The 15346-nt window shown below is 68.0% G+C and carries 21 protein-coding genes; 1 reads left to right on the top strand and 20 read right to left on the bottom strand.

What is annotated here, in order from left to right; genetic code table 11:
* Window positions 1–65: 65 nt before the first annotated feature.
* The 16 genes from ACAZ03_RS01995 to rplO form a co-directional block, all read right to left on the bottom strand.
* Window positions 66–776: an ATP12 family chaperone protein gene (locus ACAZ03_RS01995; RefSeq protein WP_373355670.1), complete on the bottom strand. Its 711-nt coding sequence runs from the start codon at window positions 774–776 to the stop codon at window positions 66–68.
* Window positions 773–1435, bottom strand: a complete 663-nt coding sequence (locus ACAZ03_RS01990) for an HAD-IA family hydrolase (protein ID WP_373355669.1) — start codon at window positions 1433–1435, stop codon at window positions 773–775. Before ACAZ03_RS01990 ends, ACAZ03_RS01995 begins: the two co-directional genes overlap by 4 nt.
* Window positions 1435–2478 carry an RluA family pseudouridine synthase gene (locus ACAZ03_RS01985; RefSeq protein ID WP_373355668.1) on the bottom strand — a complete coding sequence of 348 codons (1044 nt, stop codon included), beginning with the start codon at window positions 2476–2478 and terminating at the stop codon, window positions 1435–1437. The genes ACAZ03_RS01990 and ACAZ03_RS01985 overlap by 1 nt, the downstream gene beginning before the upstream one ends.
* A complete protein-coding gene (crcB, locus tag ACAZ03_RS01980) occupies window positions 2475–2849 on the bottom strand; it encodes a fluoride efflux transporter CrcB (RefSeq protein ID WP_373355667.1) in 375 nt (124 codons plus the stop codon). Before crcB ends, ACAZ03_RS01985 begins: the two co-directional genes overlap by 4 nt.
* Before the next feature lie 151 nt (window positions 2850–3000).
* Window positions 3001–4344 (bottom strand): replication-associated recombination protein A, encoded by a 1344-nt coding sequence (locus ACAZ03_RS01975; protein ID WP_373355665.1) that lies wholly within the window; start codon window positions 4342–4344, stop codon window positions 3001–3003.
* Between the two features lie 53 nt (window positions 4345–4397).
* Window positions 4398–4988, bottom strand: coding sequence for an acyl-homoserine-lactone synthase (locus tag ACAZ03_RS01970; RefSeq protein ID WP_373355664.1), 591 nt, complete (start codon window positions 4986–4988; stop codon window positions 4398–4400).
* Between the two features lie 59 nt (window positions 4989–5047).
* The gene (locus ACAZ03_RS01965) at window positions 5048–5653 is read right to left on the bottom strand and encodes an autoinducer binding domain-containing protein (RefSeq protein ID WP_373355662.1); all 606 of its coding nucleotides are present in this window, start codon (window positions 5651–5653) and stop codon (window positions 5048–5050) included.
* Window positions 5654–5883: 230 nt separating this feature from the next.
* Entirely contained in the window at window positions 5884–6309 is a 426-nt protein-coding gene (gene rplQ, locus ACAZ03_RS01960) for a 50S ribosomal protein L17 (protein WP_373355660.1), read from the bottom strand.
* 155 nt (window positions 6310–6464) lie between these two features.
* Window positions 6465–7481, bottom strand: coding sequence for a DNA-directed RNA polymerase subunit alpha (locus ACAZ03_RS01955; protein ID WP_373355659.1), 1017 nt, complete (start codon window positions 7479–7481; stop codon window positions 6465–6467).
* A gap of 115 nt (window positions 7482–7596) precedes the next feature.
* Window positions 7597–7992, bottom strand: coding sequence for a 30S ribosomal protein S11 (rpsK, locus tag ACAZ03_RS01950; RefSeq protein WP_373355658.1), 396 nt, complete (start codon window positions 7990–7992; stop codon window positions 7597–7599).
* Between the two features lie 15 nt (window positions 7993–8007).
* Window positions 8008–8376 carry a 30S ribosomal protein S13 gene (gene rpsM, locus ACAZ03_RS01945; protein WP_373355657.1) on the bottom strand — a complete coding sequence of 123 codons (369 nt, stop codon included), beginning with the start codon at window positions 8374–8376 and terminating at the stop codon, window positions 8008–8010.
* 246 nt (window positions 8377–8622) lie between these two features.
* On the bottom strand, window positions 8623–8859 hold the full coding sequence (locus ACAZ03_RS01940; RefSeq protein ID WP_373355656.1) for a BrnA antitoxin family protein: 237 nt from the start codon (window positions 8857–8859) through the stop codon (window positions 8623–8625).
* A complete protein-coding gene (locus ACAZ03_RS01935) occupies window positions 8843–9145 on the bottom strand; it encodes a BrnT family toxin (RefSeq protein WP_373355655.1) in 303 nt (100 codons plus the stop codon). The genes ACAZ03_RS01940 and ACAZ03_RS01935 overlap by 17 nt, the downstream gene beginning before the upstream one ends.
* A 157-nt stretch (window positions 9146–9302) precedes the next feature.
* On the bottom strand, window positions 9303–9944 hold the full coding sequence (locus tag ACAZ03_RS01930) for an adenylate kinase (RefSeq protein ID WP_373355654.1): 642 nt from the start codon (window positions 9942–9944) through the stop codon (window positions 9303–9305).
* Window positions 9941–11311 (bottom strand): preprotein translocase subunit SecY, encoded by a 1371-nt coding sequence (gene secY / locus ACAZ03_RS01925; protein WP_373355653.1) that lies wholly within the window; start codon window positions 11309–11311, stop codon window positions 9941–9943. Before secY ends, ACAZ03_RS01930 begins: the two co-directional genes overlap by 4 nt.
* 109 nt (window positions 11312–11420) lie before the next feature.
* On the bottom strand, window positions 11421–11900 hold the full coding sequence (gene rplO / locus ACAZ03_RS01920; RefSeq protein WP_373355652.1) for a 50S ribosomal protein L15: 480 nt from the start codon (window positions 11898–11900) through the stop codon (window positions 11421–11423).
* A gap of 251 nt (window positions 11901–12151) precedes the next feature.
* Here rplO and ACAZ03_RS01915 point away from each other — a divergent pair, with 251 nt between their 5' ends.
* Entirely contained in the window at window positions 12152–12757 is a 606-nt protein-coding gene (locus tag ACAZ03_RS01915) for a hypothetical protein (RefSeq protein WP_373355651.1), read from the top strand.
* Window positions 12758–12814: 57 nt separating this feature from the next.
* On the opposite strand, the gene ACAZ03_RS01910 is transcribed toward ACAZ03_RS01915, so the two are convergent.
* From ACAZ03_RS01910 to rpsE, 4 genes are all read right to left on the bottom strand, one after another.
* Window positions 12815–13585: an MBL fold metallo-hydrolase gene (locus tag ACAZ03_RS01910; protein ID WP_373355650.1), complete on the bottom strand. Its 771-nt coding sequence runs from the start codon at window positions 13583–13585 to the stop codon at window positions 12815–12817.
* A gap of 80 nt (window positions 13586–13665) precedes the next feature.
* Window positions 13666–14391, bottom strand: coding sequence for a gamma-glutamylcyclotransferase (locus tag ACAZ03_RS01905; protein ID WP_373355649.1), 726 nt, complete (start codon window positions 14389–14391; stop codon window positions 13666–13668).
* A gap of 120 nt (window positions 14392–14511) precedes the next feature.
* Window positions 14512–14700, bottom strand: coding sequence for a 50S ribosomal protein L30 (gene rpmD, locus ACAZ03_RS01900; RefSeq protein ID WP_373355648.1), 189 nt, complete (start codon window positions 14698–14700; stop codon window positions 14512–14514).
* Window positions 14701–14712: 12 nt separating this feature from the next.
* The gene (gene rpsE, locus ACAZ03_RS01895; protein ID WP_373355646.1) at window positions 14713–15279 is read right to left on the bottom strand and encodes a 30S ribosomal protein S5; all 567 of its coding nucleotides are present in this window, start codon (window positions 15277–15279) and stop codon (window positions 14713–14715) included.
* Window positions 15280–15346: the final 67 nt, after the last annotated feature.

Here is a 15346-nt window from a genome sequence, read left to right as displayed (position 1 = left end):
GGGCAGTTCGCCCAAGCCGTTTAGCGGGTTTGACTGACGCATCAATCAACCCGGCGCGGGGTGATTCACATCTCTGCCGCGGCCAGGAATGCCGCTGCGTCGAGGAAGGCGCGGGCCTTGAGGGCGGCCGCGGCGGCGGCCTCGTCGTCATGGCCCCACTGCTCTTCCTGCCAGCTCTCGTCGATGCGGCTGGCCGCCCAGGCCGCCTCCGGCTCCAGCCGCCCGGCGCGGACGGCAAGGGCGAGGACGAGCGAGCCGGAGAGGGCGACGAGGTCATGGAAGGCCGCGAGCGCGAAGTCGTCGAGCGCGCCCACCTCGGCCGCCAGCCGGGCGGTGGCGGCAGGCGGCTGCGCGACGGCCATGACCCCGGTGGTGACGATGAGCGGCGCCCCGTAGGTCTCCTCCGCCCAGGCGAGCAGCGGGTCCCAAGCCTCGGCCTGGCGGGCGACGAGCTCGGCGGGGCTCTCGGCGCGGTAGCAGAGGAGATCCGTCTCGCCATAGCCGGCGAGCATCTCGGCAACCGCTTCGCGCTGCGGCGCGACCTTTTCGAGCGCCGAATTGGCGGTGCGGGTGGCGGGCATGGTCTCGGGGCGGATCAGCCCCTCCTGCGCCCGCCATTCCGCCGCCACGCGCTCGGCCAGCGGCGCCGTCGGCAGGGCGAGGAGCTGCCGGCCGGGCGTGCGGATCGGCCGCCCGTCGAGCGTGACGTGCCAGGCATCGCCCGCGGGCTCGGCCACCACCTCGCGCCAGAAGACCTTCGCCGCCCATTCGGTCATGCCGGCTCTCCGATCAGCTCCGCGACGGCGGCGGGGAGTTCGGCGAAGCGCCCGATCAGCCGATCGGCGCCGAGGCTCTCCGGCGCATGATAGCCCCAGGTGACGCCGATGGCCGCGATTCCGGCGGCGCGCGCCATGTCCATGTCGAAACTCGTGTCGCCGACCATGACGGCCTGATCGGCGGGGATGCCGGTCTCGGCGAGCGCCGCCTCGATCATCGCCGGATGCGGCTTCGACGGGTGGTCATCCGCCGTCTGGGCGCTGACGAAGACCCCCTCGAGCCCATGCACCTCGATCAGCCCCCGAAGACCCCGGCGGGACTTGCCGGTGGCGACAGCGAGCAGCGTCTGCGGATCGGCAGCGAGCGCGTCCAGCGCCTCGCGCGCGCCGGGGAAGAGCGGGCTGGCCGCCGCGCCCTCGGCGATGCGCCGCTCGGCGAAGGCGGCCTTGTAGCCATCGAGCAGCGCCTCGTGATGCTCCTCGTGCTCCGGCGACAGGCGCAGGAACGCATGGGGCAGAGACAGGCCGATGATGGCGCGCGTGGCGGCTGCGGCGGGGGCCGACAGGCCGAGCCCGGTGTAGGCGGTGCTCATCGCGGCATGGATATGCGCGGCGCTGTCGACGAGCGTGCCGTCGACGTCGAAGATGACCAGCCGCATCAGTCCTCGTCCTCGAACGGGTCGACGGCGGGCTCGCGCGGGTCCCAGCCGAGGAAATCCCAGGTGCGCTGCATATGCTCGGGGAGCGGCGCCGTCAGCGTCAGGATGGCGCCGGTGACAGGGTGCTCGAAGGTGATCGAGCGGGCATGGAGATGCAGCTTGCGGGAAAGCGCGCCGCCGGCGGAAGCGCCCCAGCCGTCGCCGAGATTTTCCTGCCCCGAGCCGCCGTACTTGCCGTCGCCAAGGATCGGGTGGCCGATTTCGGCCATATGGGCGCGGAGCTGGTGGGTCCGCCCCGTGATCGGCGTCAGCGCCACCCAGGAGAGCCGCTGCCCGGCATTCTCGAGGACGATGTAATCGGTATGGGCCCGCTTGGCGCCCTCGACCTCGGCGATCTGGTTCGGATGGAGCGCGCGCATCTTCTCGCCCTCGCCGCCCTTGCCGCGGCCGGGCATCTTGGCGAGCGCGAACTTGATGGAGGCCTTGCGCGGAAGGGGCGCGCCGGCGACGGCGGCCCAGTAGATCTTGCGCGTGGCGCGGTGGCGGAAGCCTTCGGAGAGGCGGCGGGCCACACGGTCGGTGCGGGCGAGGAGGAGGACGCCGGAGGTGTCCTTGTCGAGCCGGTGCACCAGCTTCGGCCGCTCCTTGTAGCCGAACATCAGCGCCGGGGTCAGCCCGTCGACATGGGTCGAGCCCTGGCCGGAGCCGCCCTGCGACGGCAGGCCGGGGGGCTTGTTGAGAGCGATGATGTGCTCGTCCTTCCACAGGACGGCGGCCTGGATCATCTCCTCATCCGCCCTCGCGGGCGGCTTCGGAGCGGCGGGGGCCCGGGGGGTGAGGTCGAGGGGCGGGATGCGGATGGTCTGGCCATCCTCCACCCGGTCGGACGGCTTGGCCCGGGCGCCGTCGATGCGGAACTCGCCCTTGCGGCAGCCCTTCTCGATCCGCCCCTGGCCGAGGCCGGGGAATTGCTTCTTCAGCCAGCGGTCGAGCCGCTGGTCGCCCTCGCCGGGTTTCACCTGACGTTCCGATGCGCCGTTCATGCGAGGCTCCGTGCCAGAAGGAGGCCGCCGACGCAGGCGGCGAGAGACAGGCCGACGGAGGCGGCGACATAGAGCGCCGCCGCGACCGCCTGCCCCCGCTCGAAAAGCGCCACCGCATCGAGCGAGAAGGCCGAGAAGGTCGTGAAGCCGCCGAGGAGCCCGGTCATCAGGAAAGGCGCGAAGCGCGTGGCGGAGAGCTGCGCGAGCGCCACGATCAGCGCCCCCATGACGAAGGAGCCGACGACGTTGACGACGAGCGTGGCCCAAGGAAAGCCCGGGCCCATGAGCCGCACGGCCCCAACGCCCACGAGATAGCGGGCCGAGGCGCCGAGCGCGCCGCCGATGGCGACCTGTCCGAGGGTTTGCAACATCGGGCTTCCTTCGCGGGGGGCGGGGCGGTTGTCAACTGGGGGGACTGGTGGAGAGGCCGGGGGGCCAGCCCCCGTCGCCATTGGTGCTCGAACCGATGGCGCACTTGGGTGGCGACCCCCCCGAGGTATTTAGGGCCAGATGAAAGGCGGATCAGGAGGTCCCGCGCTTGGCGCGGAGCTGAGCGAAGTAGTCGAGGCGCTTCTTGAGGTCACGCTCGAAGCCGCGCTCCACCGGGGCGTAGAGGGCGGGGCGGGGGACCCCGTCGGGGAAGTAGTTCTGCCCCGAGAAGCCGTCTTCGGCATCGTGGTCATAGGCATAGCCCGAGCCGTAGCCCTCGTCCTTCATGAGCTTCGTCGGCGCGTTTAGGATGTGCTTGGGCGGCGGCTCGGAGCCGGTGCGCCGCGCCAGCGCCCGCGCCGCGCCATAGGCCTTGTAGGCGGCGTTCGATTTGGGCGCGAGGGCGAGGTAGACGAGCGCATTGGCCAGCGCCAGCTCGCCCTCGGGGGAGCCGAGCCGCTCGTAGGTCTCCCACGCCGCGAGGCAATGCTGCTGGGCGGCCGGGTCGGCGAGGCCGATATCCTCCACGCTCATGCGGGTGATGCGCCGGGCGAGGAAGCGGGGATCCTCGCCGCCCTCCAGCATCCGGGCGAACCAGTAGAGCGCCGCGTCCGGGTCGCTGCCGCGGACGGATTTGTGCAGGGCGGAGATGAGGTTGTAATGCTCGTCGCCCGACTTGTCGAATTTGGCGGCGCGGCGCGTGAGGCGGCTGGCGAGCGCATCGGGGCCGAGGGGGGCCTTGGTCTTCCAGCCCATCACCTGCTCGATGAGGTTGAGGAGCGCCCGCCCGTCGCCGTCGGCCATGGCCTTCAGCGCCTCGCGGGCCTCGGGCTCGAGCGGCAGCGGGCGGCCGAGCTCTTCCTCGGCGCGGGCCGCGAGCGCTTCCAGGTCGTCGGGGCCGAGCCGGGTGAGGACCAGCACCTGGGCGCGGGAGAGGAGGGCGGCGTTGAGCTCGAAGCTCGGGTTCTCCGTCGTCGCGCCGACGAGGAGGATCGTCCCGTCCTCCATATGCGGCAGGAAGCCGTCCTGCTGGGCCTTGTTGAACCGGTGAATCTCGTCGACGAAGAGGAGAGTCCCCTGCCCGTTCTGCCGCCGGTGCTTGGCGGCCTCGAACACCTTCCTCAGCTCCGGCACGCCCGAGAAGATGGCGGAGATCTGCACGAAGGCGAGATCGGTCTCGCGCGCCAGCAGCCTTGCAATGGTTGTCTTGCCCACCCCGGGCGGGCCCCAGAGGATCAGCGAGGACAGCTGGCCGGAGCCGAGCATGGCGCCGAGCGGCGCCTCCTCCCCCAGGATCTGCGCCTGGCCAATGACCTCGGCGAGGCTCGCCGGCCGCAGCCGGTCGGCCAGCGGCCGGGGGGCGCTGTCATGGGCGCCGGGTGCGATGCCGGCGGGGGCGCCCGCCTCGGGCTCGCCTTGGGAAAAGAGATCGGCCATGGAACAGAGATAGGCCGGCGGGCGGCGGGGCAAAAGCCCCGCTCTCGTCGGCCTCAGTGCAGGTTCGAGGCGAACTGCATCCAGACGGCCTGATATTCGATGCCGCCCATGTTCATCGTCCGCCCCGCGGGGCTGAGATTGAGATTGGCGCGCTTCGCCCAGCGGCCCCAGTTCGACGGCAGGAGCGCGAGGCCCTGGCGCACGTCATTCTCGCGCGCCGCCGCGGTGAGCTGGCTGATGAGCTTCAGCCGCACGCGCAGGCGCATAGCGGCGGGGATGTCCTGCAGGATGAAGCCGCGCGTCACCTCCCAGATGCCCTGGTCGAGCGGCGCTTCCTCGTAGAGGAGGTCGGAGGGAATGGATTCCAGCAGGCCCCGCTGCGCGTCGCGGATCATATAGGTGTAGATGCCGCAGCGGGCGAGCGTCGGCGTCATGCGAAGCCCGGCGAGCACGCGGCCGTCGCCGTTGTGCACGGCCACCCAGCGCGACACGGGGGTGTCGTACTGGTCGAACTCCATGCCCATCGTCTCCGGCAGATCCCACCCCTTCTTGAGGATGAACGACTGGCGCCGGGCGCGGAACAGGTTTGCGAAGAGTTCGCCGTGGTTGTGGATATTGGCGAACGACAGGGTCGTGGCTTCCATAGTGTCTCCGGCCTGACGTGGCCGCGGCTCCACCCTGTTGATGACCTTGCCGGGCGATCTCATAGCAGTCGGTAGTCGCGGGCCCGCTGGACGGCTTCGGTGGTCGTGCGCGCCAGAAGGCGGGTGCGGGCCGAAGCCAGACGCGCCTTCAGGGCTGATTCCGATATGTCCAGCCGCGCCGCGGCCGCTGCATAGCGATCACCCTCGGCAATGCACCGCAGGGCTTCGATTTCCGCGTCCGTCAAGGACTTGGGGGGCTCCGTGAGAACATGCAACTCGTGAATGACATCGGAAAAGGCCGAGATCTCGCCATCGGTGAATTCCCGATCGGCCCGCGCCGCCGAAGCAATTGTGCGGCTCTGCTTTTGACCGAGAGCGACTGCCAGACCATAAACCATGCCGTATTCAGCCGCCTTGCCGAGAATGTCGAAAGGATCGGGAATGCTTATCTCGCTCCATCTTGCCGTTCCCACGACGCTGAACCCCCAGGCAATGATCGGGTCGCGCAGCGCGTATGCCTCCTCTGTATAATGGTCGATCCAGGCCTGCGGATAGGTCTGATGATGCAGAAGCGGCAGAGCGTAACGAATGTGCAGCCCATAGAAGAACCCGCAGGGCGACATCATTTGGAGCCGCTCGGTGCTCTGATCGATCACGGACCGCATGGCTTATAACTATACGGCTCCCCAAAAGAAACGGGACAACTTTGAAGTGTAGTTTAGTCTCTCGGGGCGAGCTATGCTTTTTGGTCACAGTTGTTCAATCGGGCCATGCCTTTACGCGGCGTCGGCGCCGCGGCCATTCGTGTCGGGCCGGGCACAAGCAAAAGGCCCGCCGTATGGCGGGCCCTCGCGTCACGCTTGACAGGGGCGCGGCGCGCGCGCCCCGGGCAGCGTCAGTCTTCGGCCTCGTAGGCGGCCTCGGCCTCGAGCCGCGCCTTGTCGGCGGCGCCCTTGGCGGCCGGGTCGCGGTCGACGAGTTCGATGATGGCCATGGGGGCCATGTCGCCATAGCGGAAGCCGGCCTTCAGGACGCGGGTGTAGCCACCGGCACGCTCGGCATAGCGGGGGCCAAGCACGTCGAAGAGCTTGGCCACATGCATGTCCTGCTTGAGGGCAGCGGCGGCCTGGCGGCGGGCGTGGACATCGCCGCGCTTGCCGAGGGTGATGAGCTTGTCGACGATCCGCTTCAGCTCCTTGGCCTTCGGCAGGGTCGTCTTGATCTGCTCATGTTCGATGAGCGAGCCCGCCATGTTGGCAAAGAGCGCCTTGCGGTGCTCGTGGGTGCGGTTGAGGCGGCGATAGCCGGAACCGTGGCGCATGATGTGTCTCCGTTACGTTTTATGTGGGCCGCCGATTGCGTGACGACGGCTCCGTTTGTGGGGCGGGATGCCCGGGTCTTTCTGGGTGGGCCGGGCTGAAGCCCGGCCTACGCCTTTGCAGCGAGCGGCAGGCCGGGCGTCAGCCCGGCTTCCCCTCAGAACTGGTCTTCGAACTTCTTGGCGAGGTCCTCGATGTTCTCCGGCGGCCAGTCCTCGACATCCATGCCGAGGTGCAGGCCCATGCCCGAGAGCACTTCCTTGATCTCGTTCAGCGACTTGCGGCCGAAGTTCGGGGTGCGGAGCATCTCGGCTTCGGTCTTCTGGATCAGGTCGCCGATATAGACGATGTTGTCGTTCTTCAGGCAGTTCGCCGAGCGGACCGAAAGCTCCAGCTCGTCGACCTTCTTCAGAAGCAGCGGGTTGAACTCCAGCCCGTCGTCCGCGCCGCCCGTCTGCGCCGATTCCGGCTCGTCGAAGTTGACGAAGATGCCCAGCTGGTCCTGCAGGATGCGGGCGGCATAGGCCACCGCATCGTCCGGGGTCAGCGAGCCGTCGGTCTCGACCTTCATGACCAGTTTGTCATAGTCGAGCACCTGGCCCTCGCGGGTCGGCTGCACGTCGTAGGAGACGCGCTTGACCGGCGAATAGATGGCGTCGATGGCGATCATGCCGATCGGCGCATCCTCGGGCTTGTTCTTGTCGGCGGCGACATAGCCCTTCCCGGTGTTGACGGTCAGCTCCATGTAGAGATCGGCGCCGTCGTCCAGGTGGCAGATCACGTGCTCCTTGTTCAGGATCTCGATCCCGGCGCTTTCCGAGATGTCACCGGCGGTGACGGCGCCCGGGCCCTTGGCCTGGATGGTCAGGCGCTTCGGCCCTTCCACATCCATGCGGATGGCGACGCCCTTGAGGTTGAGCACGATATCCGTCACGTCCTCGCGGACGCCGGTGACGGAGGAGAACTCGTGCAGAACGTTGTCGATCTGCACGGCGGTGATGGCGGCGCCCTGAAGGCTCGACATCAGCACGCGCCGCAGCGCGTTGCCGAGCGTCAGGCCGAAGCCACGCTCCAGCGGCTCGGCGACGACCGTTGCCGAGCGGCTGGGGTCCGCGCCGGGACGCACGTCAAGCGCGTTCGGCTTGATCAGCTCGGCCCAATTCTTGTGGATCATGTTGCCCTCCATTCCTGCCTGCCCTCCATGACCAGATGGGCAAGCGCCCGAGGTTCCAAAATGCGGTACCGGGCCGCGCGGAATCCAGCGCGGCCCGGAGAAAGTCGTTAGGCGATCAGACGCGGCGGCGCTTCGGCGGACGGCAACCGTTGTGGGCGATCGGCGTCACGTCGCGGATCGAGGTGATGTTGAAGCCGACGGCGGCGAGGGCGCGGAGCGCCGATTCGCGGCCGGAGCCGGGGCCCTGCACCTCGACCTCAAGGGTCTTGACGCCATGCTCCTGCGCCTTCTTGCCGGCATCCTCGGCAGCCATCTGGGCGGCATAGGGCGTCGACTTGCGGCTGCCCTTGAAGCCCATCGTGCCGGCGGAGGACCAGGCAATGGCGTTGCCCTGAACGTCGGAAATCAGGATCTTGGTGTTGTTGAACGAGGAGTTCACATGAGCAACGCCGGCGGCGATGTTCTTGGAAACCTTGCGCTTGCCGCTGGTGCGGCGGGTATCACGTGCCATTCGTCTTGCCCTCCCTTATTTCTTCTTGCCGGCGATGGCTTTCGCCGGGCCCTTGCGGGTGCGGGCGTTGGTGTGGGTCCGCTGACCGCGCACCGGGAGGTTGCGACGATGGCGCAGGCCGCGGTAGCAGCCGAGATCCATCAGACGCTTGACGTTGATCTGCACTTCACGGCGCAGGTCGCCTTCGACCGTCAGGTTGGCGTCGATATGTTCGCGGATGGCGAGCACTTCGGCGTCGGAGAGGTCGTTGACGCGGCGGGCCTGGTCGATGCCGGTGGCCTCGCAGATGGCCTGGGCGGTCGACGGACCGATACCGTGGATATAGGTCAGGGCGATCGGAACCCTTTTGGCGGTGGGGATGTTGACGCCGGCGATACGGGCCAAGGGCACATTCCTTCAGGTTGCGGGTCCGTAATACCAGACCCTTTTTTCACAACGATGCACCCGCGAGCTTGAAGGCGCGGGCGCGCAGCCCCGAAAAGGGCCATGATTCCCTTATGCGGGATGGCGCTATCTATGGAGATGCGCCCGGAGGGTCAACCCCCTGTCAAGAGGTTTGTGGGCGGGCCGGCGCCAGATTGGCGGCCCGAGGGCGGGCCCGAGGCCGAAGCTCCAGACCGGTTCCGGCCCTCAGGCGCGGGACTTCTGCGCCCGCACATAGGCGGCAAGGACGTTCTGCATCCGCGTCAGGTGACCCTTGCCGCCGTCCTTGAAGAAGTCGAACACCTCCGGCTCGAGCTTCAGATGCACCGAGCGCCGCGCGGCCGGCGGATACCAGACCTCCGCCTCTTCCCAGAACTCCGGCGGCAGCTTGCCGTCCTCGACCAGCGCGTCGGGGCGGTCGCCTAGCTCACCGCGAGCCTCCATCGCGCGGATCTCGTCCAAAGAGGCTCGCCGTATATCTTTCGAGCTCATCGCGCCCTCCTTTCCAGGCGGTGATGAGGCGGATCGCCTCGCCGCGCCCGGCATGAACAACCGTGTAGGCGATGCCATCAATCGTGCCGACCGAGACCCACCGCACCTCTCCATACGCCATCCGCCGGTCGAGCCGGCTGAGCACGGGCCCGTCGAAGATGCGCGCGGCGCGGGCCAGATCGACGCCGCGCTCCGCGAGGACCTTCTGCCGCTTCGCCTCGTCCCATTCGAACTCCATCGGTGGAGCCTTCGGGGCGGATGGCTAACAAGTGGTTAAGCGGTGCGGCGGGCTCGCCGCCATAATGTACGCTTTTCGTGTACACTTTGCAAACGCGCCCCAATGCGAAACGCCGGCCCGAGGGCCGGCGCTGTAACGTCCGCGCGGGGGTCGGGCCTCAGCCCAGCAGCGCCTTGATCTCTCCGGCCACGTCCTCGATCTCGCCGAGGCCGTTCACGCCCTCGAGCTGGCCCTTGGCGTAGTAATAGCCGAGGAGCGGCGAGGTCTGCTTGTAATAGGCAAGGAGCCGGGTCTTCAGCGCGTCGGCATTGTCGTCGCCGCGGCGCTTGAAGTCGCTGCCGCCGCAGACGGTGCATTTGCCATCCGCCGGGATCGGCTTTGTCTGGTCGTTGTAGACCTCGCCGCAATTGCCGCAGGTCGAACGGCCGGCGACGCGGTTCACCAGGACCTCGTCGTCCACCCGCATCTCGATGACATGGTCGAGCGTCTCGCCCTCTTCCTCCAGGAGCGCGCCGAGCGCGTCGGCCTGGGGCAGGGTGCGGGGGAAGCCGTCGAAGATGTAGCCGTTGCCGGCGCCGTCCTGCAGCTTCTCGCGGATGAGGCCGATGACGATCTCGTCGGTGACGAGGTCCCCCCGGTCCATCACCGCGGCGACCTGCTTGCCCATCTCCGTGCCGGAGGTGCGGGCCTCGCGCAGCATGTCGCCGGTCGAGAGCTGCACCATGCCGCGCTCCTCCACGAGCCGCCGCGCCTGAGTTCCCTTACCCGCGCCCGGCGGCCCCAGAAGAATGATGTTCATCGACGTGCCGGGCCCCCCTTGGCCTTCGTTTTTCCGCCGCGCCGGCCGCGCAGCTGGGATTTCTCGATAAGCCCCTCATATTGATGGGCGAGCAGATGAGACTGCACCTGCTGAATGGTGTCCATCCCCACCGAGACGATAATCAGCACCGATGTGCCGCCGAAATAGAAGGGGATGGCGAGCTGCGAGCGCAGGATCTCGGGCAGGAGGCACACGAGCGCCAGATAGGCCGAGCCGAGCACGAGGATGCGGTTCACGACATAGTCGAGATATTCCGCCGTCCGCTTGCCGGGCCGGATGCCGGGCACGAAGCCGGACTGGTTCTTCAGGTTGTCGGCCACCTCGTCGGTCTTGAAGGCGACTTCCTTGGTGTAGAAATAGGCGAAGAACACGATCATGGCCGTGAAGAACAAGAGGTAAAGCGGCTGGCCCGGGCCGAAATAGGCGAGGATCGTCGACATCACGGGCCCGGTCGTGCCGGTGCCGGAGAAGGTCGAGAGCGTCGTCGGAAGCAGCAGCAGGGCAGAGGCGAAGATCGCCGGGATGACGCCCGCCGGGTTCACCTTGATCGGCAGGTGGCTGGAGCCGCCGTCGTACATCTTCATCCCCACCTGGCGGCGCGGATACTGGATGTGGATCTTGCGGAGCGACCGCTCCATGAAGACCACGAAGGCGAGCACCACCAGCACCATCACGATGACGCCGAGGATGACGGGGACGGAGATCGCCCCGGCCCGGCCCTGCGCGAAGAACTGGCCGAGCGCGGCCGGGATCTCGGCGATGATGCCGGTGAAGATGATGAGCGAGATGCCGTTGCCGATGCCGCGGGCGGTGATCTGCTCGCCCATCCACATCAGGAACATGGTGGCACCGACGAGGCTGACGACGCAGGCGGCGCGGAAGAACATGCCGGGGTCATGGGCGAGCCCGCCGGCCTCGATCGAGACCGCCAGCGCATAGGCCTGGAAGGTCGCCAGGATCACGGTGAAATACCGCGTATACTGGTTGATCTTCTTGCGGCCCTGCTCGCCTTCCTTGCGGAGCTGCTTCCAGGGCTCGTACATCGAGGCGACGAGCTGGATGATGATCGAGGCGGAGATATAGGGCATGATGCCGAGGCTGAAGAGCCCCATCCGCCCCAGCGCGCCGCCGGTGAACATCGAGAGAATCCCCCCGATGCCCGAGGCCGCATCCTCCATGAAATCCCTCAGCGCGCCGGCGTCGATGCCGGGCACGGGAATGTAGGTGCCGATCCGGTAGACCACGAGCAGGCCGATGGTGAAGAAGATGCGCTGGCGAAGCTCGGTCGCCTTGCCGAACGTCCCCCAGGAGAGGTTCGCCGCCATCTGTTCTGCTGCTGATGCCATCAAAGGCCCCCTTCAACCTTCATGCAAACGCCGCCAGCCGGGGGTCCGGACGGCGGCGCTCTCATGCGCGGGACACACTTAAGGTCCCGCCCTGCGGCTCACAAGCCGCTTATTCCGCGGCCTCGGCCGCTGCCGCCGTGATGGTGAGCGTGCCGCCCGCGGCCTTCACGGCCTCGACGGCGCCGGCGGAGGCGCCAGTCACGGCCAGGGTCACCTTCGAGGTGATCTCGCCCTTGGCCAGCACGCGCACGCCGTCACGCACGCGGCGGACGAGCCCGGAGGCAACGAGCGCATCCTCGGTGATGTCCTTCTTGGCATCGAGCTTGCCGGCGTCGATGAACTTCTGGATCAGGCCGAGGTTGATGACCGTGTATTCCTTGCGGTTCGGCTTGTTGAAGCCGCGCTTCGGCAGGCGCTGGTAGAGCGGCATCTGGCCGCCCTCGTAGCCCTTGATCGCCACGCCCGAGCGGGACTTCTGCCCCTTGATGCCGCGGCCGGCGGTCTTGCCCTTGCCGGAGCCCGGGCCGCGCGCGACGCGCATGCGTTTTTTGGAGGCGCCCGGATTGTCGCTGAGTTCGTGCAGTTTCATGTCGCTTCTCCTTTGCCGGAAGCGGCCCCGAAGCGAGATGGACCGAACGCGGCTTTTCTTGATGTTGAGACGGGCCGCCCCGAGGGCCGGCACCCGCGGGCGTATAAAGGCCTCCGCGCCGCCATTCAAGCCCCGGGGCCCGACTCCCGCAGCCCCGGCCGGATCGGGGCGATCTCGCCACGGAAGCGCCAAAGCAATGTCACAGGTCCATGTCCTAGTCCGCTCCGATTGATACACAGATTGATGACGCCTTGACCCTCCAGATCGCCGAGTTCTCGCCGCTGTCCGACATGGCAGAGCCCCTGTCGACCTATCGCCGTCTGGCTGCCGCGCGGGCCGATGCGGCGGCCAAAGTCCTGCCGCTCCTCGCCTCTGCCGAATGGGGCGACATTCTAGATTTCTACAAGGGCGAGGGCCTGCCCGCCGGCGCGGGGGACATCCTCATTCTCGAAGCGATCATCGACCGCCGCGAATGCGGGCTCGGCGTGGCGCTCGACATTCTCGAGGGGCTGCATCTCTCCGGAGGGGCGGGCCAGCGCGAATGGGCGCTCATGGAAGAGCTCGTGCACCGGCTGCAGGCGGGGCTCTACACGGTGACGCTCTGGGACCTGCCGATACGGCCTGGTGCCACCCTGCGGCTCAACGAGCGTCTGGTGGCCATCTCTCCGCATCTGCGCCTGCCGCGGCAGCTCGTTCAGCTCGCCGAGGGCGCCGCCCATGCGGGCGCGCGGGCGGTCGATTCGAACCACGTGGCCCCCCGCTCCTTCCGGCTCGAGCTCGAGGGCAATGCCGGGGAGCATCCGCTCGTCACCGTCGGGCGCCGGCTCCGGCGGCTTCTCGGCCGGGTGATCGGATAGCGAAAAGGGCGGCCTGGGGGCCGCCCTCCTCATCAGCTCGATTCGCGGATCGCCGGATCAGTACCAGGCGCCCATCTTCACCTCGGTGGCATCGCCCGCCATCTCGGCGAAGGCCGCCGGATCCTGCGCGCCCTCGCCGTCGCCACCGTAGTGGTAGGGATAGACATAGGTGGGCGTGAAATCCTGCACCGCCGAGGCCGCCTGTTCCGCGGTCATCGTGAAGGGCAGGTTCATGCAGAGGAAGGCGAGGTCGATGCCTTCCAGCGCGCGCATCTCGGGAATGTCTTCGGTATCGCCGGAGATGTAGACGGTGAAGCCGTCGAAATGCAGCACATAGCCGTTGTCGCGCCCCTCGGGGTGGAACATCAGCCGGTCTTCGGTGGTGTTGTAGGCCGGGATCGCATCGATCGTGAGCCCGCCCCATTCGGCCGACTCGCCGTTGCCGATGGATGTGGCCATGGCCTGCATCGCTTCGGGCAGCATGTCGTAAACCGCCGGGTTGGTGATCAGCTGCGTGCCCTCTCCCGCGAGCGCGCCAAGCGTATCTGCGTTGTAGTGATCCCCATGCTCATGCGTGATGAGGATGAGGTCCGGCGCCGGGTAATCGGCATAGGCGGCCGGGTCCCCGACCGGATCGCAGTAGATCGTGCCGACCGGCGTCTCCATCACGAAGGACGCGTGGCTCACGGGATGTACGGTGATGTCCCCCGCGGCGGTCGGGAACGTGTCGGCCATCCCGTCCTGCGCCATGGCGGCGTAGGGCAGGAAGGTCGTGGCGCCCGCAGCAGTTGCGGCGCCGGCCAGAAAGGTGCGGCGTGTATATGTCATGTTGATTTCCTCCTCGTGAGGGAAAGGTGGCCCGAATGCGCATGCATTTCAACGGCGGCAGGCGAGAAATCGCCGCCCTCTCACGATGTTAGCGTTCGCACCTCGGCAAGGAGCCCCTCAAGCTCGGCATCATGGATGCCGAAGGCGCGAAAATGCGCGACGACGTTGTCGAGATATTCCAGCGAGGTGCCGAGCATCCCGGCGCCGGTGGCGAGGTAGCGAATCTGCGTCTCGCGCGGCAGGCCGATCTCGATCATCGCCGCCTCGGGGTCGGCGACGAAGGTCAGCACCTCGACCGGGCCACCCGCCGTCTCCGCCGGGGTGAAGATCGCGTGATAGCCGGGCGCCACCATCTCGCGGCGGAAGAGCTGGTCGGTCTCCGCCTCGACCAGCCCGGGCGGGATGCGGAAGGCGAGCCCGTCCACCGCGCCGCCGGGCACGAGCCCGGCCATCAGCCCCGGCGCCTCCGCCGTGCCGCGGCCGCCCATCCGGTCGACGAGGCAGAGCTCGCGCGTGAAGCCGGGAACATGGGCGCGGCGGATCTCGTCGAAGAGGAACCCCGGATCCCAGATCAGCGAGCCATAGCCGAAGACCCAGACCTCCTGCCCCTCGCGGCCGGCGAGCGTGGCCCGGCGGAGCGCATCGCGATGCGCATCAGGATAGCGCCAGCCGGGATCGCCGCCGTTCCGCGCGACGGAGGCGTCGAGCTCGGCATAGTCGAGGTCGCGGAAGTAGGACTCCTCCGGCGCCTTGATGCGGCCGATCAGCTCGGGGTGGTGGCGGAAGGCGGTGGAGGGGATGGGCATCCGGGTGGTCCTTTCCGGCCGCGAGCTTCCCCCCTGCCCGGCCAGCCTTCAAGGGCCGGAGAAACGAAAAGCCCCGGCGCGAGGGCCGGGGCTTTCGGAATGCTCAGACGAGAGGCGGGGTCAGCCGCGCTCTTCGATGATCTCGACCAGATGCGGGATCTTGGCGACCATGCCGCGGACGGAGGGCGTATCCTCCAGCTCGCGGGTGCGGTGCATCTTGTTGAGCCCCAGGCCCTTCAGCGTCTCGCGCTGAACGGCGGGGCGGCGGATCGGGGAGCCGATCTGCTTGACGACGATGGTCTTGGCCATGGGTCGGGCTCCTTAGTTTTCTTCGGCAACGAGGCTCGACTCGGCCGGCGCGTCATCACGCTTCGGCAGGATGTCGGCAACCTTGCGGCCACGGCGCTGCGCGACGGAGCGCGGCGACTGCTGCTTCTTCAGACCGTCGAGCGTGGCGCGGATCATGTTGTAGGGGTTCTGCGAGCCGAGGCTCTTCGACACCACGTCCTGGATGCCGAGCATCTCGAAGACGGCCCGCATCGGACCACCGGCGATGATCCCGGTACCGGGAACGGCGGTGCGCATCACGACGCGGCCGGCGCCATGACGGCCCTCGATGTCGTGGTGCACGGTGCGCCCGTCGCGCAGCGGCACGCGGATCATGTTGCGCTTGGCCTGCTCGGTGGCCTTGCGGATGGCCTCGGGGACCTCCTTGGCCTTGCCCTTGCCGAAGCCGACGCGGCCCTTCTGGTCGCCGACGACGACGAGCGCGGCGAAGCCGAAGCGCTTGCCGCCCTTGACGGTCTTGGAGACGCGGTTGATCGCAACGAGGCGATCGGCGAATTCGGGCGACTCGTCGCGGTCGCGCCGGTTTCCTTCTCTGGCCATGTGGGGCCCTTTCTCTCAAGACCCTGGGGCGGGTCCGGTTGGTCCAATCCAGGTGAGCGCCAGCGCT

It is taken from the genome of Pseudoroseicyclus sp. CXY001 (assembly GCF_041714655.1).
In the GTDB taxonomy this organism is placed as follows: domain Bacteria; phylum Pseudomonadota; class Alphaproteobacteria; order Rhodobacterales; family Rhodobacteraceae; genus Pseudoroseicyclus_A.
The sequence above is the reverse complement of the archived record's forward strand: the minus strand, read 5'-3'. Positions and strand labels throughout refer to the sequence as shown.